This is a genomic window from Snodgrassella sp. B3800 (genome assembly GCF_026535865.1).
In the GTDB taxonomy this organism is placed as follows: domain Bacteria; phylum Pseudomonadota; class Gammaproteobacteria; order Burkholderiales; family Neisseriaceae; genus Snodgrassella; species Snodgrassella alvi_E.
The window spans coordinates 40,992-60,989 of the sequence record NZ_JAFNPH010000001.1 but is presented as its reverse complement, the minus strand read 5'-3'; the positions used below and the strand labels follow the sequence as shown (position 1 = coordinate 60,989).

Here is a 19,998-nt window from a genome sequence, read left to right as displayed (position 1 = left end):
ACACAAAGTTTTAACAAAAGGAATAACAATGCAAGTTTATTACGATAAAGACGCCGATCTTTCATTAATCAAAGGCAAAACCGTAGCCATTATCGGCTATGGCTCACAAGGACATGCACACGCAGCCAACCTAAAAGATTCAGGCGTTAATGTAATTGTCGGCTTACGCAAAAACGGCAACTCTTGGCACAAAGCAGTTAATGCCGGCCATGATGTACGCGAAGTAGCCGAAGCCACCAAAGCCGCTGATGTAGTAATGATACTTACCCCTGATGAATTTCAGCCTGCCGTATACATCAACGAAATTGCCCCCAACCTCAAAGACAACGCTACCGTAGCCTTTGCCCACGGTTTCAACATTCATTACAACCAAATCATTCCAGCTAAAAATTTGGATGTGGTGATGATTGCTCCTAAAGGCCCAGGCCATACCGTACGCAGCGAATTCCTCAAAGGCGGCGGTGTACCTAGCTTGATTGCCGTACATCAGGATGCCACTGGCCGTGCCCGTGACATTGCATTGTCTTATGCTGCTGCCAACGGCGGCACCAAAGGCGGCGTAATTCAAACCACATTCAAAGAAGAAACCGAAACTGACCTTTTTGGCGAACAAGCCGTATTGTGCGGCGGTTTGGTTGAATTAATCAAAACCGGTTTTGAAACGCTGGTAGAAGCCGGCTATGCTCCAGAAATGGCCTACTTCGAATGTCTGCATGAAATGAAACTGATTGTAGACCTTATCTACGAAGGCGGAATTGCCAATATGAATTATTCCATTTCCAACAACGCAGAATACGGCGAATACTTTACCGGCCCACAAGTAGTTAATCAGCACTCCCGTCAGGCAATGCGTGAAGCATTAAAACGCATTCAGAATGGCGACTATGCTAAATCATTCATCGTCGAAGGTGCTACCAACTATCCGTCCATGACAGCCCGCCGCCGCCAAAATGCCGAGCACCCGATTGAAATTATTGGTAACCAATTACGCAGCATGATGCCATGGATTGCCAAAAACAAACTGGTTGATCAGGACAAAAACTAATCAGCCGCAGCAGTCTGCTTGATTTAAAGCAAAAGCTTGTGTATGCATTTTCCATATACAAGCTTTTTTTAACCCTTTCAACCAAAAATAAATATGACCAATACCCCCGCATCGCAGTCAGCTACTGCAACCGCAAAAACACAAAACTCGCCTACCAAAGTTGCTATCGCCAGCCTTGTAGGCACCGCCGTTGAGTTTTACGACTTCTATATCTATGGTCTGGCCGCCGCCTTGGTACTGGGTGACCTGTTTTTTCCAATTCAAGACAAAGCCCTCACAACTATGGCGTCCTTTCTGACTTTCGGCATCGCCTTTATCGCCCGCCCGATTGGTGCCGCATTATTTGGCCATTTTGGCGACAAAGTCGGACGTAAAACCACCCTTATCGCATCCTTACTTATCATGGGTATCAGTACCACCCTAATTGGTATTCTCCCCACATACCAGCAAGCTGGCTTTATCGCCCCATTATGCTTATGCGTCCTGCGCTTCTGTCAGGGCATCGGACTTGGCGGTGAATGGGGCGGTGCCGCCTTATTAGCTACAGAAAATGCGCCTAAAGGCAAACGCGCCTTATTTGCCATGTTCCCGCAAATAGGGCCTCCTATCGGCTTCATTACAGCCAGCTTGATATTCATACTACTGTCCAAGCATCTAACCAACGATCAAATGATGGCATGGGGCTGGCGCATTCCGTTTCTGCTAAGCATCGTATTGGTTGGTCTCGGCATGTATGTCCGCATGTCTATTATTGAAAGCCAAGCATTCCGCAACATGGTTGCCAAGCAAAATCACGTCAAAGTGCCGCTGAATGATACCGTTCGCAAACATTACAAACAGCTCATTCTTGGTTCTCTGGCTGCTATGTCTTGCTTCACCCTATTCTTCCTGACCACCGTATTTTCACTGCAATACGCCACCACCGCTCACCCATGGCAAAGTACGTCTTTATTTAACAAAATCGAATACCTATCCATCCTCATGGGGGCAATCGTATTCATGGCCATAGGGTCACCCATCTCTGCATGGCTGTCAGACAGAATCGGCCGTCGTCCTGTATTTCTGATAGGAGGCATCATCACCATCATAATCGGCCTCTTCTATGGCGATTTAATCAACAACAACAGCACCATAGTAGCAGCTGTATTCTTGTCTTTTTCCCTCTTTATCATGGGAATATTATGGACACCTCTGGCTGCGTTTCTGCCAGAAATTTTTCCAACCAACGTACGTTATACCGGAGCGGCCATCTCCTTTAGCTTCGGCGGCATACTGGGTGGGTCACTCACTCCTTTTCTCGCCGCATCACTTGTTAAAGAATACGGTTTACAAGGTAGCGTCTACATTGGCTGGTTTCTCATAGCCGCCTGCCTACTTAGCATCATTGCCGTACTATTACTGCCTGAAACCCATCGGCAAGAAATAGAAAACTGATACAAATAAAAAACCGATTGATTCAATCGGTTTTTTAATGCCACATTCACACTGCCCCTGCGTCAATCAGTCTTCAAAAGTATCACTTTCTGCTAAAATACCCACGAAAACACAGCATAGCAGAAATCATCATGAGCATAATCAATAACAAAAAAGCCTTTCACGATTACTTTATAGAAGAGCAAATAGAAGCCGGTATCGTCCTCGAAGGCTGGGAAGTCAAAGCCATCCGTGCCGGCCGCGTGCAAATCAAAGAAAGCTATATTCAATGGAAAAAAGGTGCATTCTATCTGGTCGGCAGCCACATCACCGCATTACCCACAGCGTCCAATCACGTTAAACCTGATCCAGTACGACAGCGTAAACTACTGCTGAAACAATCAGAAATCAATAAATTGATTGGTAAAGTAGAACGCAGCGGCTATACCCTTGTTCCCGTAAACATGCATTACAGCCATGGCTATGTCAAAATCGATATGGGTTTAGCCAAAGGTAAAAAACTGCACGACAAACGCCAGAGTAGCAAAGAAAAAGACTGGAACCGCGAAAAACAGCGGCTCATGAAACAGGCTCGCTGATTTATGTATAAAATAAAATCTTTACAAGGGAAATTGAATCAACACAATTTCCCTTTTTCATAAATTAAGCATAAAAAAGCCAAAATAAATCTCTTTTAATTGATTTGAATTTCGTAATAATTCTCAGCGATCTAACATAACCAAATTTATAAAATATCTTTCTCATAAGATACTGTTAACCCATGTTAAAATAAAAAATATATTGGAAAATCAAAATACCTCAATCCAATCTATTTAATATATATTTTAAGCGATGAAGCGAGAAATTATGAAAATGTTATTGGTAAAGTAAAGCCAATACATCAATCCACACATAAATAATTTTCTTTATCAGAATATCAACTATGGCCATCTATCAGCTGTTTTCAGGTAATAAAAAGCAGTACTCAGAAAATCAAGTAATACAACGTAGGCAATCACCAATGCTAAGCACTTCTGAATAATCTCACGAGTTAAAATAACGTTGAAAGCTTTACATACCTCTTGTCTTGAAACAGCAGTACATATTGACAACTCTCTTTTCATAACGAACTTAAAACAAAAAAGTGCTCGTGTCTCTGAAATAATAAACATCCTTGGAAAAAAATTCTGGATTTTTTTATCGATTAACAATACCTTTCACCGCATAAACAACTTCAGGTACAAGCATGAATGATCATCAAGCAATTTTAAAAGTAATGAAGGAATGGCGCTGCAATTCCAAAGCTTATGCCAAAATTTATCTGTTTGCCTGCTGCGTATGTGCATTTATATCACTGGTGTGCGGGCTGGATGTATTAACCAGACACAATAAAACGGGCAGTTTATTGTTTTTTACATCAGCACTCATATGTACCTTTTTTCTCTTCAGACGATATAAAAACAAGCGGCACAACATTAAACAAGTTCGCTTCACCACTAAGGCAGTTTACATAGAAAAACTAAAATTAGATATCAGCTACCTTAAATCTGTTGAATACATCAGAACACTTAAAAACAGCGATAACTCAATCATCTCTATCGAGTTCAGCATGACATTTTTTCCTAATACGCTAGTTAAAGATAACGTACATTTTTATATGGAATTTGGAAAAATATTATTAGGTACCAGCGAGAAATACGACTACCAGAGACGATTCATCAATGTACTGAAGGTACTTGCAAAAGACAGACGAGAACAATTAAAAAAACAGCAAAATTAGATTCAAACAGCAAATATCCTTACCTGAAACGCACCAGCATTAAAATAAACATATTAATCAATCTTATCAGGAAATATTGCATATTTTCAAAATATGCCTCCTCCCCATGTCAGGCAGAAGCAGAAATAAAAACCGAAAAGTGTTAAAATAACGCGCTTTATACCCAAACACCCGTCAAGAGCCTAGCATGAATCAGGATAAAATCTTAATTCTCGATTTTGGTTCACAAGTAACCCAGCTCATCGCCCGGCGCGTACGTGAAGCTCATGTTTATTGTGAATTACATTCATTTGATATGCCCATTGCCGATATCAAGGCATTTGCCCCTAAAGGCATTATCCTGTCCGGTGGCCCCAATTCAGTCTACGAATCAGACTATCAGGCCAATCCGGAAATTCTGAATCTCGGCATTCCCATTCTCGGCATTTGCTACGGCATGCAATGGCTGGCGCATACCATGGGCGGAGAAGTGAGCGGTGGCGACCAGCGTGAATTCGGCTATGCTCAGGTGCACACAGAAGACAGCCAATTCACCAATGGCATTTTTGACAACCAGCCCAACACACTGGATGTGTGGATGAGCCATGGTGACAAAGTCAGCAAACTGCCGGTAGGTTTTAAAAGCATTGGCCACACCCCGAGCTGCCCCTATGCCATTATTGAAAACCCGCAAAAACACTTTTACGGCGTACAGTTTCACCCAGAAGTAACCCACACCAAACAAGGGCGTGAATTAATCAATCGCTTCGTACTGGATATTTGTCAGGCCAAACCAAGCTGGACAATGCCAAACTACATTGAAGAAGCAGTCAACAAGATTCGTGAACAAGTAGGTACCGATGAAGTCATTCTGGGGCTTTCTGGTGGGGTTGATTCATCTGTAGCCGCAGCACTGATTCACCGCGCCATCGGAGACCAGCTTACTTGCGTTTTTGTAGATCATGGCTTACTGCGCTATAAAGAAGCTCAGATGGTCATGGATATGTTTGGAAAAAATCTTGGCGTAAACGTTATTCACGTAGACGCTTCTGCCGATTTTCTATCCAAATTATCAGGTGAAACCGACCCAGAACGCAAACGTAAAATCATCGGTGCCGAATTTGTCGAAGTCTTCCAGCGCGAAGCCGGCAAACGTCAAAATGCCAAATGGCTGGCTCAAGGCACAATTTATCCAGATGTAATTGAAAGTGCCGGAGCCAAAACAAAAAAAGCACATGCCATTAAAAGCCATCACAACGTGGGTGGACTACCTGAAACCCTCAACTTGCAACTACTCGAGCCACTGCGAGACCTTTTCAAAGACGAAGTACGCGAATTGGGCGTAGCTTTAGGTTTACCACGCGACATGGTATACCGTCACCCCTTCCCTGGTCCCGGCTTAGGCGTGCGAATACTGGGAGAAGTAAAACGCGAATATGCTGATTTACTGCGCCGTGCCGACCATATCTTTATCGAAGAATTACGCATCACCTGTGATGAAGATGGCGTATCGTGGTACGACAAAACCAGTCAGGCATTTGCCGTTTTCCTGCCAGTAAAATCCGTAGGCGTCATGGGCGATGGCCGCACCTACGAATATGTAGTTGCTTTACGTGCTGTGATTACCAGCGATTTCATGACCGCTCACTGGGCACATTTACCCTACGATTTACTGGGTCGCGTATCCAATCGCATCATCAACGAAGTGCGCGGCATCAACCGCGTAGTTTATGATGTGAGCGGTAAACCACCTGCTACTATCGAATGGGAATAATCACAAATCACAATTAATTTAACTCAAAAGCCTTGTTCTACAAGGCTTTTATTTTTAATTAAAATAGTAAACTGTAATAAAACAAAACCTATAATAAAAAACTAATCTACATACACAAACTACAGAATAAAATATTATTTTATAGATTTCACTACTGTAGCTATATTTTCTATATAAATCAATAACTAAACTCAGTTAAGCTCACGCCATTCAAAAATACCATTATCTATGCCTAAAAAGCATGAATCACCATAAAGTATAAGTATTTTACATACAAATTTAAGATACCTATACTTTCTCAAATCATAAAAAACCAATGATTGGTAAAAGAAATTTTTAAAACAAAGTTATACCAATAAGTTTAAAACTGCTATAGATATTAATTATGCAAATGAAATACATACCTATCTACAACAATTAGCAACGAAAAGGAGAATTAAAATAATGCAGTCACAAATCAATTCATCACCATTAAAAGCCCAATGGTCTGCCGTATTTTCTCTATTTCTAGGCGTCACCAGTCTTATTAGTGCAGAATTCATTCCCATAAGCCTACTCACCCCTATAGCAAAATCCCTACATATTACTGAAGGCATGGCCGGGCAAACCGTCACCGCAGTAGGTATTTTTGCCGTATTGTCCAGTTTGTTTCTATCTAGCATTACCGGAAATTTAAATAGACGCAAAGTATTACTAACGCTTTCTCTAATGCTAATCATAGCCAATATATTGATTGCCTTTGCACCAAACTACATCCTATTATTAATTGGGCGTAGCATACTAGGACTATGTGTTGGCAGTTTCTGGTCTCTATCTTCCGCTGTAACCATGCAGCTGGTTCCAAAACAGAATGTTTCACGTGCTCTTAGCGTCGTTTATGCCGGTGTATCTGTAGCAACCATCATTTCCCTGCCATTGGCCAGTTATCTGGGCAACCTAATCGGTTGGAGAAGTATTTTTCTGTATTCAGCACTTTTAGCTGCGATTGCATTTATTTGGCAGTTCTTCTCATTGCCACAGTTAGCTCCCCAAACTGATAGCAACTTTAAAAATATGATATTGTTGCTGAAACAGCCATGGGTAAGCACCGGTATGCTAGCCACCATATTCAGTTATGGTGGATATCACATTTTCTTTACATATCTAAGACCTTTTCTACAGCATACTCTTTCTCTGCCCGCCAATACCTTATCAATGTTATTACTACTATTTGCGATAGGAAATTTTATTGGGACAATGATTGCAGGCTGGATAATGCATAACTATTTTAAATCGGCCATGATAATCAGCCACATAATATTTTTTATCCTGGCCATCAGTTTATTTTCCAGCAGCAATAATCCGGCAACCGATTCAGCATTAGTCATTGCTTGGGGATTTATGTTTGGTTTTCTACCTGTTGGCTGGTCCACCTGGATAGCCATCACACTGGCCAATAAATCCGAAATGATGGGCGGCCTTTCAGTTGCAGCTATTCAGTTTGCCATCGGTTTAGCCGCCGCAATCGGTGGAAGTATTTATGACCATCATGGTATCAATGGCATATTTTTGATATCGGCATTGATTTTCATCGTGGCATTGTTTTTTATTCAAACCAGTTTGACATTATTAACGCATACCACCACAAAACAACTACCCTAATTCTATTCACCAGCAAAGATATACACTCATGAGAAACGTTTATTTATATTTTAAAAAATATTTTCTACCTTTACTGAATCTAATATTTTTCTCAATGTTATCTTCACTATCTAACGGAGCTGAAATGTACAGTCAGACAGATAATTTCTATCAAAGTAATCTTGTTACAAAGCAACCAGTAAATTTTCTTAATCAGTACCAAATGAAAGTTGCCGGAAATCTGTTTATTCCAAAAAGTATCATTACCGGTCAAAAACACCCCGCAATAATTGTCGGCCACCCAATGGGTGCAGTCAAAGAACAAAGTGCCAATTTATATGCCACTAAAATGGCCGAACAAGGCTTTATCACACTTTCTGTCGATTTGTCATTCTGGGGTGAAAGTGATGGACATCCTCGCAATGCCGTATTGCCTGATATGTACAGTGAAGATTTCAGTGCCGCAGTAGATTTTTTAGGCACTCAGCCATTTGTAGATCGCAATAAAATAGGCGTCATCGGCATATGTGGCAGCGGTAGCTTTGCCATCAGCGCCGCTAAAATTGATCCTCGCCTCAAAGCCATTGCCACAGTCAGCATGTACGACATGGGTGCAGCAACCCGCAACGGTTTGCACCATACACTTACTCTGCAAAAGCGAAAACAAATCATCCAGCAAGCTGCAGAACAACGCTACATTGAATTTACTGGCGGAAAAATCGAGTACACCGGAGGCACCATTAATAAAGGAAAAATCACTGCTTCTGACAGCCCAATAGCTCATGAATTTTATGATTTTTACCGTACTGCTCGTGGTGAGTTTACACCATCCGGTTCACAACCAGATTTAACTACCCACCCCACCCTAAGCAGCAACCCCAAATTCATGAATTTTTACCCCTTTAATGACATAGAAACCATCTCACCACGTCCATTGTTATTCATTACAGGAGATAAAGCCCATTCTAAAGAATTCAGCGAAGATGCATACCGCCGCGCAGCCGAACCCAAAGAGCTGTATTACGTAAAAAATGCCGGCCATGTAGATTTATACGACCGCGTTAACCTTATCCCCTTCGCCAAACTAACCTCTTTTTTCAAAACCAACCTTTAATCAGCCAATAAAAACAGCTAATTCAAAATAGTTTGAATATATTTATTTTGCCTGCATCTTTGATTTAAACTAAAGATGTAGGCAGAGACTGACAATAAAAACTTATAACAGAGCTTAAATAGAAAAAACTTCCTTCAACCGCTGTAAAAACAGCATAGAAACTTTTGAAAACAATTGAAATCTTTTCCAAACTATGTTGACATCCACTTCCAATAGCGGATGCAGCGGCCGAAAACAGAAAACACTGTCTCCACTAGTATTAATCAATTTATCCAAACACAAAGCATAGCCCACATTCTGCTCAACCAACAGCGCCGCATTAAAAATCAAGTTATAGGTTGCAACCACATTAAGCTGGTCATAATCTTTTTTTATCCAACTAGCTATACTGTTACTCACATACTTTTGGCGCGACATAATTATAGGCAGTTCCCATAAATCTTGCGGTTGAATAAAATCGCGTTCAGCTAGTGCATTATCTTTACGCATCAGCACACCCCATCTGTCTTTCTGCGGCAAGCAGATCGAATCATATTTATCCACACGCGCTGGATCAATTAATACACCAAAATCAAGTAATCCTTTATCTAACCGCTCAGTTACATCATTGGCATTACCACTGAAAATATGAAAGCGAATACGAGGATAATCTTTCTGCATCATCTTGATTACCCCTACAACCGGTCTTAACGCATCCGTTTCACCACAGCCAATATAAATATCTCCGTGCAGACTCTTATCTAAATGATGAAACTCAGACTCAGTTTTGTGTACCAGCTCCAGTATCTGCTCAGCACGTTGCCGCAAATGTATGCCTTCTTCCGTCAGCGTAATTCGTCGGCGGCCACGTATAAACAAAGTACATCCTAGTTCTTCTTCCAGCTCAATAAGCTGCCGCGACAGCGTAGGCTGAGTAAGATGCAGGTAATCGGCTGCAGCTGTTATACTTTCTTCTCTAGTCAGTGCCAGAAAATAACGCAATACTTTAATATCCACCAAGCAATTCTCCCATATCCTTCCAGTGCACAGACTAGCATCTTCCACCTAAGCAAAAAAATTTATTATCAATCTAGAACCAGATTCATATTTTCTTTACAAGAAAACAATTAAATATCATAGCCATTGAATTAAAGCTAATCTTTTATAAAATTTAATTGACTTATACTTTAGTAAAAAACAAAAGGCCGCTAAAAAGCGGCCAGAAAAACATAATTCAAAATTAATCCTGAAATTTTTTCTTAATGGAATCCACAGCATTATCGATAGCATTAGCTGCATCATGTACAGCATCTTTTACACTGCCAACGGCTTTATCAACAATACCTTCAGACTGAGTCTTAGTATCGCCAACTACCTTACCCACATTTTCTTTTACTTCACCTTTGGCTTTATCTACAAATCCATTATCGTTCATATTCATAACCATCTCCGTTCTGTTTAATCATTGCTAAAAATTTTTTATATAAAACACTTATCCCTCAGTAATTTATCTTAGAGAGACAACCAAAAGCCCGCAATAGATATAGTCAAAATTTGCAGCTAATTACAAACATCACAAAAAAAACGAGTAAAACCTAGAAATAGTTAACTTAAATACAAACAATAAATACAGTAACAGCCGAATTTAAAAAACCGTTTCAGAAACACATTAAAATAATTAATCCAATTCAAGAATTGCCATTCAAATTTTAACTTTGTTTTTTTTTATTGTATTTTGTTAAAATTATTATAAACACAATGACTTAAATTGGTTATCTAACAATACAAATTACATAGCAAAGTCAGCTAAAAGCTATTCTGAATGTTTAAAAAATTTAGAAAGTAGAGATCAAAATGTCAGATGATAAAGTTAACAAACAAATTGTAGAATTAAGCAAAATAAGCCGTGATGATGGAAAAGAAAAATATGCTAAGGCTCAGTTTGAATTAGGTCTTATTTATGAAGATAAAAAACATAATTATGATAAGGCTGAAGAGTATTACTCAAATATTTTCAGGGAAGATGCACCTAAATTTTATGCTAGTGCTCAATTGAATTTAGGCTATATCTATGAGGAAATAAAACATAATTATGACAAAGCTATACAATTTTACTCTTTGGTCTCCAGAGAAGATTCGCCTAAGGTCTATGCTAGAGCTCAATTTAATTTAGGTTATATCTATGATGGTATAAAACAGGATTATGAACAAGCCATTCGATTTTATTCTAATGTCACCAAAGTAGACGGGCCTGAGCCCTATGCTAGAGCTCAATTTAATTTAGGTTATATCTATGATGAGATAAAGCAAGATTATGATAAAGCCGTACAATTTTTCTCTAATGTCACTAGAGTAGAAGTGCCCGAGCTCTATGCTAATGCTCAATTTAATATAGGTAACATCTATCTTGAGAAAAAACAAGATTATGATAAAGCCATACAATTTTACTCTAATGTCAACAAAATAGACATACCTGAGCTTTATGCTCAAGCTCAATTTAATATAGGTACCATCTATATTGAAAAAAAGCAGAATTATGATAAAGCCATACAATTTTACTCTAATGTCAACAGAATAGACGCACCTGACGTCTATGCTAATGCTCAATTTAGTATAGGTTCCATCTATCTTGAAAAAAAACAAGATTATGATAAAGCCGTACCATTTTACTCTAATGTCAAAAGAATAGACATACCTGAGCTTTATGCTAAAGCTCAATTTAATTTAGGTTATATCTATATTGAGAAAGATTATGATAAAGCCATTAAACTTTACTCCAATGTTACCATAGAAGATGCGCCTGAGCTCTATGCTTATGCACAATTTAATATAGGTTCCATCTATATTGAGAAAAAGCAGGATTATGCTAAGGGAATACAATTTTTCTCTAATGTCAGCAGAATAGACGTGCCTGAGCTTTATGCCAAAGCTCAATTTAATATAGGTACCATCTATCTCGAGAAAAAAAAAGATTATGATAAGGCAGTACATTTTTTCTCTAATATCACAAGAGATAATGCGCCTGAGGTCTATGCTTATGCTCAATTTAATTTAGGTACCTTCTATCTTGAGAGAAAACAAGATTATGATAAGGCAATACATTTTTACTCTAATGCCGCCAAGGAAGATGCACCTAGTCTCTATGCTTATGTTCAATCTAGAGTTATGTTCGAACTAGGAAATATTTATTTATTTAAAAAAAACGAACCTAATAAATTTCCTCAATACTATAAAAAAACCAAATATTCTAGTTTTTGCCCTGATTATTTTATAGCTGCCCAGCTGATATTAGAATTAAATAAATTAGAATATTGGGGTATTGATAAAATAAAAAAGCTAGCAAAATTAGTAATTGATAATATTAAAAACATCTGCCATTTAGCTAATGAAATAAAAGATTTATTAATAGTATCCTTCGAAAAAAAATCGTTATCAAATGAAACACCAGTTTCAAAAAATCCTGAACGTCGCGTAGCTCATTACACTAGACCGGGTGTTTTATTTAATTTACTAAAAGGAGAAAACCCTAGTAAATTTAGGCTGAATATCGTCGATTTTATGAACGATCCAAGTGAAAATCAGGTATTAACACAATGGCTAAATATCAGTAATAATCAAGATAATGAAATTAAAACATTCTTAGCTAGCTTTTCCTTTAATCATAACTCTTTAAATCAATTTCGATTATATGGAAATGAGGACAATATACATGGCTCGGGTGTCAGTATTGCATTTAGTCAAGATTTTTTTGGTCAAGATGCTGATCGCAGCATAAATTCAGAAAATATAAATATATCAAAATATTTATCTGCTTCTTTCTCTAAAAATGAAAAACTAATTTCATATCCGTACAAATCGCAAAATAACGAGATTTCAAATCAGCTTAAGACAGAAAACGAAGCAAATACTAGTCTACATCCTTTATCTCTTTATCGATGCCTCTACTTTGACCCAAAAACCGAATATATGTCTTTAGCCAAACGCAATAAGCAGTCTTTTTACTTGGAGATGTATAACGAAAACAATGATACAAAAGTAATAGATGAAGAATGGCAGAATTACATAAATGATTTCAAAGAAGAAGAACAAATAAAAACTATTCGTGTGAAAATGAATAAAATAAAATCATTTATAGGAGACCTTTTGAAGCATAATGAATTAAATAAAATACCAAATTTGGAACAATTAATTAGCTTAGCCGTCTTACCTATATCCTGCCTGATAAAACATGCAGCTTTCGAAGATGAAGACGAATGCCGCATGATTTACATTACTAATATTGCTGATGATAAAATCATTGAACCAACAAATTATCAGGACATAAATAGTCTATACGTTGAATATACTCATGTAGAAAATTATATTGATAATATTTATCTGGGTCCTCAATGTAAAATGCAGCATAAACTATGGCTACAAAATCATTTCAAGAAAAAACACAATGGAAAAGAAATCAAATTGATTAAATCCGAAATGCCATTGCGCTAATTTTTTACAGAATGTTTTTATACTGAATGGTGATAGCAAAAGTGTATTTTTGCATTTAGTCTACCAAGCAATATATTTAACCCATGTATAATCTGCATTTATGTAGAATTTAACTAAGTGCTTCACTGTGCTCACACAGTGATATGGCCTTGATTCAATGGTTTTTAGAAGTGCAAACAATGCAGGAATACAAACGTTTAAGCGCCAGCGATGGTACTGCAACGGCCAATACAAATCAGCAAGTTAATCAACCTCTGCCGCCAAGAACCTTATCTGTGGCGCCAATGTTAGACTGGACAGACCGGCACTACCGCTATATGGCCAGACTAATTAGCCAAAATACATGGCTGTATACGGAAATGATTAACGCTAATGCCATTATTCATGGCAATCGAGATAAATTACTGGCATATCATCCGCAAGAACAGCCCGTTGCCTTGCAGCTTGGAGGCAGCGAACCCGATGTATTGGCGCAGGCAGCGAAAATTGCTGCCTGCTATGGTTACAACGAAATTAACCTAAATTGTGGTTGTCCTAGCCCGCGCGTACAGCATGGTGCTTTTGGTGCTTGCTTAATGCGTGAGGTTGCGCTGGTAGCCCACTGTCTGAATGCCATGCAGGAAACCGTAGATATTCCGGTTACCATTAAGCATCGCATCGGTTTGGATAAAGAAACAGCTTATGAGCCATTAGCTGATTTTGTCGGCACATTGCGTGAACGTACCGCCTGTCGCATTTTTATTGTTCATGCGCGTAATGCATGGCTTGAGGGGCTATCACCAAAAGATAACCGTGATATTCCACCACTACGCTATTACCATGTTTATCGCCTGAAACAGGAATTCCCTGATTTACAAATCATTCTCAACGGTGGCGTGACCAGCAATGAGCAAATTAGCCAGCATCTACAATATGTCGATGGCGTGATGGTCGGGCGTGAGGCTTATCATAATCCGATGCTGATGCGTAGTTGGGATGCTGAATTTTATGGCAGCACACTTCCTGCAGTGGGATATGAAGCCTTAGTTGAGCAATTGATTGAATATACACAGCAGCAGTTGGCAAAATCCGATAATTCTTTGCGCCATATGGCACGTCACTACTTAGGGCTGATGCATGGTCTGCAAGGAGCACGCCAGTGGCGGCGTATGCTATCCGATGCTTCTTTGTTAAAAAATAACAATGCCAGTTTAATTGCTGCTGCATGGCAGGCAGTGAAAAATAGCAGCGTCAGCCAGCCTGCATCAATTTAAGCTACAATTACCCTATTTTGTATTGGATAATCTGTATGCAACAGTATCTAGACTTAATGCAACACGTACTTGATCATGGCGTGGACAAATCAGACCGTACCGGTACCGGCACTCGTTCGGTTTTCGGTTATCAAATGCGCTTTAATCTCGCCGATGGCTTTCCTGTACTCACTACTAAAAAGCTGCATTTGCGCTCCATTATTTATGAATTGCTGTGGTTTTTACGCGGCGATACCAATATCCGCTATCTGCATGAACACAATGTTACCATTTGGGATGAATGGGCGGATGCCGATGGCAATCTAGGACCGGTTTACGGCTACCAATGGCGCAGCTGGCCAGCACCGGATGGCCGCCATATCGACCAAATCAGTAATTTGCTGCAACAGATTAAAAACAATCCAGACAGTCGGCGCCTGATTGTTTCTGCATGGAATCCGGCATTGGTAGATGAAATGGCCTTACCCCCTTGCCATGCTTTGTTTCAGTTTTATGTGGCAAACGGCAAATTGTCCTGCCAGCTTTATCAGCGCAGTGCCGATATATTTCTTGGTGTACCATTTAATATAGCAAGCTATGCCCTGTTGACCATGATGATTGCTCAAGTGTGTGATTTACAATTAGGTGAATTTGTTTATACCTTAGGTGATGCTCACTTATATAGTAATCACTTTGAGCAGGCAAAATTGCAACTATCCCGTACACCGAAAAAGCTGCCCCAAATGCATTTAAACCCAGATGTAAAAGACCTATTTGCATTTCAGTTTGAAGATTTCACTCTAACGGATTATCATCCGGATGCTCATATCAAAGCCCCAGTAGCCGTATGAACAAATTCCGTAAAATCACCTTAATTGCAGCGCTTTCTGATAATAATTGTATTGGCAAAAAAAATCAGATTCCATGGTATGTACCCGAAGATTTTCAATTTTTTAAACATTACACCATGGGCAAACCTGTGATAATGGGGCGCAAAACATGGGATTCGCTGCCCAAAAAACCCTTACCGGGACGGCCAAATTACGTAATCAGTCGAAATCCGGAACAAGAGTTTTGCGGTGCTACATCCTGCCGGAATATCGAAGAAACTCTTTTCCAGTTAGAAGACACTGATGAAGTCATTATTATGGGCGGCGCACAAATCTATGCTCAAGCGATGCCCTTAGCCACTGATCTACGCATCACCAGAATTCATTTAGATGTTGCCGGAGATACTTTTTTTCCAGCAATTAGCCCCTATGAATGGCAATTAGCAGAAAGCAGTAATCATACGAGTAAACAAGATAATATTGTTTATGACTTACAGCATTTTGTGCGCTTGCCCACTGCCGATTAATTCCAATAATTATCCAGTAGTTAATTCGCATTCAAACTGAATTTAGCTATAGAGGATGAGGTTAAATGAGCAGGCTTTTTTGAAATATTGAATTTAATTGTTGCTTTGCCTGTATGATAACTATGATGTCTGAAATTTAATGTCGTAGCCAATCTTCTATCCTCTGCTATGTTCAGACCTAATAAAAATAGATTCATTTAGAAATAAATTTTCTCTATTTATGCGTAAAATTAGCTTAAGTGTAATCAGCATAGATATACTTTGACAGTTATCCATCCTTCGCCCACAATAAGCCTACACGTCATTAACGAGATTAAACATCAAAGGATATAGTTATGAGTACTGTTACCCTAAAAGGTTCACCTGTTGAAGTAAATGGCCATTTCCCCCAAAAAGGCGCTACAGCCCCTGAATTCACCCTTACCGACGCGAATTTAAATGAAGTTTCATTGGCTAGCTTTGCTAGCAAACGCAAAGTTCTAAATATATTTCCAAGTGTAGATACTGGCGTTTGTGCGGCTTCAGTACGCCATTTCAATGCTGATGCATCTAAATTGAGCAATACAGTTGTTTTATGTATTTCAGCCGATTTACCTTTCGCACAAGCTCGCTTCTGTGGAGCTGAAGGACTTGATCAGGTAATTACCTTATCTACATTCCGCCATCCCGAATTTCGAGAAGAATATGGTGTAAAACTGAGCACAGGCCCTTTAGCTGGGCTGTGTGCCCGCGCTGTGATTGTTTTAGATGAAAACAATCAGGTTTTACACAGCCAACTGGTAGCTGAAATTACTACCGAACCAAACTATGAAGAAGCATTAGCAGTATTGTAAAATATAATGTCCAGATAAGCGTTCAGAAATCTGAACGCTTTTTTGCTTTTGCACTATGTCGTTGCAAAGGCAGCTTTGTTAAAATCTCATCAGAAGAAAATTAAAATAGCAGGAAACCATATCAATGAACACACAAGTAATCGTTACAGATGTACAACGCCCTAAACTAATTCCACCCAAGGGTGCCAGCAAAGTATTATTGCATTCATGCTGTGCACCTTGCTCTGGTGAAGTAATGGAAGCCATGCTGGCCGCAGGCATTGATTACACCATCTATTTTTATAATCCGAATATTCATCCGAAAAAAGAATATGAAATTCGCAAAGATGAAAACAAAGCCTTTGCAGAAAAATTCAATATTCCGTTTATCGACGCCGATTATGATATGGACAACTGGTTTGCCCGCGCTAAAGGTATGGAGTTTGAACCAGAGCGTGGTATTCGGTGTACCATGTGTTTTGATATGCGTTTCGAACGTACAGCTTTATATGCTCATGAAAACGGTTTTCCGGTCATCACCAGCTCTCTAGGCATTTCTCGCTGGAAAAATATGCAGCAGATCAATGATTGCGGCAAACGTGCGGCAGAAAAATATCCTGGTCTCACATATTGGGATTACAACTGGCGCAAAGGCGGTGGCAGTCAGCGTATGATAGAAATCAGCAAACGTGAGCAGTTTTATCAGCAGGAATATTGCGGCTGCGCTTATTCTTTGCGTGACAGCAATGCATGGCGTCGCGAACATGGCCGAGAAAGCATTAAAATCGGCACTAAATACTATGGTACTGAAGATAAAGCTTAAATCACAAGATCCAGTGTAATAAGAAATCAATCATAGCAACCAATCTAAATCAGCTTAAGGTAATGAAACAGCGGATTCATCAAGTAAATCCGCTGTTTCATTAATATTTCGATAGGGTTTGAACCAGCAGGCTAGTAAACTCACTTTTTTATTTATCTCAAATACCATTTGTAAATGTCTGGCATCTAAAAATAACGATAAAAGATGCAATTTACACTTCTTTCAAATGACTCATATGTAGCTTTTCTGGCCATTTTCTGCCATCCTTGCAAACAGAAACAAAGCTTATTAAAGGATAAATATGAATCAATGGATTTTTCTATCCATCGCCATACTAGCAGAAATTTTTGCAACCAGTATGCTCAAAGTAAGTAATGGATTTACCAGACTCATACCTAGCTTCTGCTCCATTATAGGCTACATCATTTCCTTTTATTGTCTGGCGCAGACACTTAAAACCATGCCGGTAGGTATCGCTTATGCTGTGTGGTCTGGAGTTGGCATTGTTTGCGTATCACTAATTGCATGGATAAAATTTGGTCAGAAGCTGGATATGCCGGCAATTATCGGTATAGGTCTGATACTGGTAGGAGTTGTAGTCATTAATCTTTTTTCCAAGTCAATGACTCACTAACAAAAAAACCGTGGCTAACCCACGGTTTTTATCAAACAGAATAAATGATTATTCTGGAGATGATGATTTTGGTTCATGCTGCAGGCTTACAGCCCGTGCAGGAACAATGGTAGAAATCGCATGCTTATATACCATTTGTGTTACAGAGGTATTACGCAATAACACAACATACTGGTCAAATGACTCTACCTGACCTTGCAGTTTAATACCGTTGACCAAATAAATGGAAACCGGTACATACTCTTTTCGCAGTGCATTCAAGAAAGGATCTTGTAACATTTGTCCTTTGGCGCTCATTTGGATACTCCGTTTTTTTGATTATGTTGTCGCTAAGCTGCACCCGCGTACAGCGATTAGAAAAGCGTAGTCAATGCTACCACATTAATGGGCATTTGTTTTCTTTGTACTGACTTTATTTTTACGTTTTACCTGCTTTTTCGATTGTTTAATCTGCTCACGTTTGGCAATCCGGTTACTCATTTTAACTCGACGCAATGGCTGTGCAGGCTTGCTGTCTTTTTCTTCATATGGATTGTAGTTAACATTATATTGAATACGTAAAGGTGTGCCCTGTAAATGAAAGGCTTTGCGAAACGTTTGTGTCAGATATCTGGTATAAGCATCACTAATATGTTGCAAAGCATTCCCATGAATCACTATGACTGGCGGATTCATGCCCCCCTGATGGGCATAGCGCAATTTAGGACGAATTAGTCCGGCACGTGGTGGCTGCTGTCGCTCAAGCGCACTTTGTAGTACGCGAGTAATTTTTGGTGTAGGCAACTTAATCATTGCTGCATCATATGCTTCTTGAATTGAGCTAAACAGCCCATCTATGCCCTTTTCTTTTAATGCAGAAATAAAATGAAATTTTGCAAAATCCAGAAAATATAGTTTACGGGCAATATCACGTTTTACTTGCTGTTTGCGTTCTTCGCTCAGTCCGTCCCATTTATTGACAGCCACCACCAGAGCGCGTCCGGCTTCAAGAGCAAAACCTGCAATTGTAGCATCCTGATCAGCTATATCCTGCTGTGCATCCAATACCAGCACAGCTACATTTGCTTCATCAATAGCTTGCATCGCCTTGATTACAGAAAATTTTTCAATTGCATCATCTACTTTTCCACGCCGGCGCACCCCTGCTGTATCAATAATCGTAAACGGCTTATCACCCCGTTCAAAATCAATATGTATCGAATCACGCGTTGTTCCGGCCATATCAAAAGCAATGACTCGTTCTTCGCCGAGAATGGCATTTACTAGCGTTGATTTGCCTACATTAGGACGACCGATGACTGCAAAAACCGGATGCTTGCTTTCAGTTTCTTCTTGCTCTTCAGGAAACGATTCCAGCACAGTTTCAATCAACTCATAAACACCATCACCATGTGCACCAGAAATGACTACAGGTTCACCAAGACTGAGCTCATAAAATTCAGCCGCTAAAACCGGCCGATTACCACCCTCACCTTTATTCACTGCCAGATACACCGGACGGGTACTTTGACGTAGGCGATTGGCGATAATTTGATCTTGCGGCGTTAAACCCGTCCGCCCGTCCACCAAAAAGATAACTGCATCTGCTTCATCAATAGCCTGTAAAGTATGCCGTGCCATCTCATAGAGAATGCCACTATCTACAACTGGCTCAAAACCGCCAGTATCTACCACCAGATAAGGTTTGCTCCCCACCCGTCCATGGCCATAGTGACGATCTCGAGTCAGACCCGGTAAATCAGCAACCAGCGCATCTTTGGTTCGGGTCAGGCGATTAAACAGAGTTGATTTGCCTACATTCGGTCGACCAACCAAAACGATTGTTGGTTTCATATAAATTCTTTCTAATAATTTTACTTCGCTGTAAAACAGCAACAGCCTGCCATAGGCAAGCTTTTTAAAAAACTACAATCCTGAGATTAAGGCATGATTACTTGCTCGTAATCTC

The 19,998-nt window shown here is 39.6% G+C and carries 18 protein-coding genes; 14 read left to right on the top strand and 4 right to left on the bottom strand.

Annotated features, from left to right (window positions below):
• The first annotated feature begins 28 nt into the window (after positions 1-28).
• From ilvC to J3U64_RS00230, 7 genes are all read left to right on the top strand, one after another.
• Positions 29-1,045, top strand: a complete 1,017-nt coding sequence (gene ilvC, locus J3U64_RS00260) for a ketol-acid reductoisomerase (protein WP_100140560.1) — start codon at positions 29-31, stop codon at positions 1,043-1,045.
• Between the two features lie 93 nt (positions 1,046-1,138).
• Entirely contained in the window at positions 1,139-2,479 is a 1,341-nt protein-coding gene (locus J3U64_RS00255) for an MFS transporter (RefSeq protein WP_267407909.1), read from the top strand.
• Positions 2,480-2,610: 131 nt separating this feature from the next.
• Positions 2,611-3,057, top strand: a complete 447-nt coding sequence (smpB, locus tag J3U64_RS00250; protein ID WP_267407908.1) for an SsrA-binding protein SmpB — start codon at positions 2,611-2,613, stop codon at positions 3,055-3,057.
• A gap of 647 nt (positions 3,058-3,704) precedes the next feature.
• The gene (locus J3U64_RS00245; RefSeq protein ID WP_267407907.1) at positions 3,705-4,238 is read left to right on the top strand and encodes a hypothetical protein; all 534 of its coding nucleotides are present in this window, start codon (positions 3,705-3,707) and stop codon (positions 4,236-4,238) included.
• 187 nt (positions 4,239-4,425) lie between these two features.
• Positions 4,426-5,991, top strand: a complete 1,566-nt coding sequence (gene guaA, locus J3U64_RS00240; RefSeq protein WP_267407906.1) for a glutamine-hydrolyzing GMP synthase — start codon at positions 4,426-4,428, stop codon at positions 5,989-5,991.
• A gap of 444 nt (positions 5,992-6,435) precedes the next feature.
• The gene (locus tag J3U64_RS00235) at positions 6,436-7,632 is read left to right on the top strand and encodes an MFS transporter (RefSeq protein WP_267407905.1); all 1,197 of its coding nucleotides are present in this window, start codon (positions 6,436-6,438) and stop codon (positions 7,630-7,632) included.
• Positions 7,633-7,756: 124 nt separating this feature from the next.
• Entirely contained in the window at positions 7,757-8,725 is a 969-nt protein-coding gene (locus J3U64_RS00230; RefSeq protein ID WP_267407904.1) for an alpha/beta hydrolase, read from the top strand.
• Between the two features lie 114 nt (positions 8,726-8,839).
• On the opposite strand, the gene J3U64_RS00225 is transcribed toward J3U64_RS00230, so the two are convergent.
• Both J3U64_RS00225 and J3U64_RS00220 read right to left on the bottom strand, forming a co-directional pair.
• Entirely contained in the window at positions 8,840-9,721 is an 882-nt protein-coding gene (locus J3U64_RS00225) for a LysR family transcriptional regulator (RefSeq protein WP_267407903.1), read from the bottom strand.
• Between the two features lie 223 nt (positions 9,722-9,944).
• Complete coding sequence (locus tag J3U64_RS00220) at positions 9,945-10,145, bottom strand: CsbD family protein (protein WP_218965425.1); 201 nt, start codon at positions 10,143-10,145, stop codon at positions 9,945-9,947.
• A gap of 413 nt (positions 10,146-10,558) precedes the next feature.
• Here J3U64_RS00220 and J3U64_RS00215 point away from each other — a divergent pair, with 413 nt between their 5' ends.
• The 7 genes from J3U64_RS00215 to J3U64_RS00185 all read left to right on the top strand — a co-directional run bounded on the left by J3U64_RS00215 (position 10,559) and on the right by J3U64_RS00185 (position 18,050).
• The gene (locus tag J3U64_RS00215; protein ID WP_267407902.1) at positions 10,559-13,192 is read left to right on the top strand and encodes a tetratricopeptide repeat protein; all 2,634 of its coding nucleotides are present in this window, start codon (positions 10,559-10,561) and stop codon (positions 13,190-13,192) included.
• Between the two features lie 179 nt (positions 13,193-13,371).
• Positions 13,372-14,445: a tRNA dihydrouridine(20/20a) synthase DusA gene (gene dusA, locus J3U64_RS00210; RefSeq protein ID WP_416384975.1), complete on the top strand. Its 1,074-nt coding sequence runs from the start codon at positions 13,372-13,374 to the stop codon at positions 14,443-14,445.
• Positions 14,446-14,480: 35 nt separating this feature from the next.
• Complete coding sequence (locus J3U64_RS00205) at positions 14,481-15,275, top strand: thymidylate synthase (protein WP_267407900.1); 795 nt, start codon at positions 14,481-14,483, stop codon at positions 15,273-15,275.
• Positions 15,272-15,781 (top strand): dihydrofolate reductase, encoded by a 510-nt coding sequence (locus J3U64_RS00200; RefSeq protein WP_267407899.1) that lies wholly within the window; start codon positions 15,272-15,274, stop codon positions 15,779-15,781. The genes J3U64_RS00205 and J3U64_RS00200 overlap by 4 nt, the downstream gene beginning before the upstream one ends.
• Before the next feature lie 335 nt (positions 15,782-16,116).
• Positions 16,117-16,614: a thiol peroxidase gene (gene tpx / locus J3U64_RS00195; protein WP_267407898.1), complete on the top strand. Its 498-nt coding sequence runs from the start codon at positions 16,117-16,119 to the stop codon at positions 16,612-16,614.
• 124 nt (positions 16,615-16,738) lie between these two features.
• A complete protein-coding gene (locus tag J3U64_RS00190; RefSeq protein ID WP_267407897.1) occupies positions 16,739-17,416 on the top strand; it encodes an epoxyqueuosine reductase QueH in 678 nt (225 codons plus the stop codon).
• Positions 17,417-17,717: 301 nt separating this feature from the next.
• Positions 17,718-18,050 carry an SMR family transporter gene (locus J3U64_RS00185; RefSeq protein ID WP_267390441.1) on the top strand — a complete coding sequence of 111 codons (333 nt, stop codon included), beginning with the start codon at positions 17,718-17,720 and terminating at the stop codon, positions 18,048-18,050.
• Positions 18,051-18,098: 48 nt separating this feature from the next.
• On the opposite strand, the gene hfq is transcribed toward J3U64_RS00185, so the two are convergent.
• Positions 18,099-18,347, bottom strand: coding sequence for an RNA chaperone Hfq (gene hfq / locus J3U64_RS00180; RefSeq protein WP_100140945.1), 249 nt, complete (start codon positions 18,345-18,347; stop codon positions 18,099-18,101).
• 84 nt (positions 18,348-18,431) lie between these two features.
• Positions 18,432-19,883, bottom strand: coding sequence for a ribosome biogenesis GTPase Der (der, locus tag J3U64_RS00175; protein ID WP_267407896.1), 1,452 nt, complete (start codon positions 19,881-19,883; stop codon positions 18,432-18,434).
• Positions 19,884-19,998 lie beyond the last annotated feature (115 nt).

Bases quoted from the DNA above. Each gene is read 5' to 3' on its own strand.
- der (WP_267407896.1), bottom strand. From the start codon at position 19,883: ATGAAACCAACAATCGTTTTGGTTGGTCGACCGAATGTAGGCAAATCA.
- J3U64_RS00215 (WP_267407902.1), top strand. From the start codon at position 10,559: ATGTCAGATGATAAAGTTAACAAACAAATTGTAGAATTAAGCAAAATA.
- J3U64_RS00245 (WP_267407907.1), top strand. From the start codon at position 3,705: ATGAATGATCATCAAGCAATTTTAAAAGTAATGAAGGAATGGCGCTGC.
- J3U64_RS00205 (WP_267407900.1), top strand. From the start codon at position 14,481: ATGCAACAGTATCTAGACTTAATGCAACACGTACTTGATCATGGCGTG.
- J3U64_RS00230 (WP_267407904.1), top strand. From the start codon at position 7,757: ATGTACAGTCAGACAGATAATTTCTATCAAAGTAATCTTGTTACAAAG.
- J3U64_RS00235 (WP_267407905.1), top strand. From the start codon at position 6,436: ATGCAGTCACAAATCAATTCATCACCATTAAAAGCCCAATGGTCTGCC.
- tpx (WP_267407898.1), top strand. From the start codon at position 16,117: ATGAGTACTGTTACCCTAAAAGGTTCACCTGTTGAAGTAAATGGCCAT.
- J3U64_RS00255 (WP_267407909.1), top strand. From the start codon at position 1,139: ATGACCAATACCCCCGCATCGCAGTCAGCTACTGCAACCGCAAAAACA.
- J3U64_RS00220 (WP_218965425.1), bottom strand. From the start codon at position 10,145: ATGAATATGAACGATAATGGATTTGTAGATAAAGCCAAAGGTGAAGTA.
- hfq (WP_100140945.1), bottom strand. From the start codon at position 18,347: ATGAGCGCCAAAGGACAAATGTTACAAGATCCTTTCTTGAATGCACTG.
- J3U64_RS00185 (WP_267390441.1), top strand. From the start codon at position 17,718: ATGAATCAATGGATTTTTCTATCCATCGCCATACTAGCAGAAATTTTT.
- J3U64_RS00190 (WP_267407897.1), top strand. From the start codon at position 16,739: ATGAACACACAAGTAATCGTTACAGATGTACAACGCCCTAAACTAATT.
- smpB (WP_267407908.1), top strand. From the start codon at position 2,611: ATGAGCATAATCAATAACAAAAAAGCCTTTCACGATTACTTTATAGAA.
- ilvC (WP_100140560.1), top strand. From the start codon at position 29: ATGCAAGTTTATTACGATAAAGACGCCGATCTTTCATTAATCAAAGGC.
- J3U64_RS00200 (WP_267407899.1), top strand. From the start codon at position 15,272: ATGAACAAATTCCGTAAAATCACCTTAATTGCAGCGCTTTCTGATAAT.
- dusA (WP_416384975.1), top strand. From the start codon at position 13,372: ATGCAGGAATACAAACGTTTAAGCGCCAGCGATGGTACTGCAACGGCC.
- guaA (WP_267407906.1), top strand. From the start codon at position 4,426: ATGAATCAGGATAAAATCTTAATTCTCGATTTTGGTTCACAAGTAACC.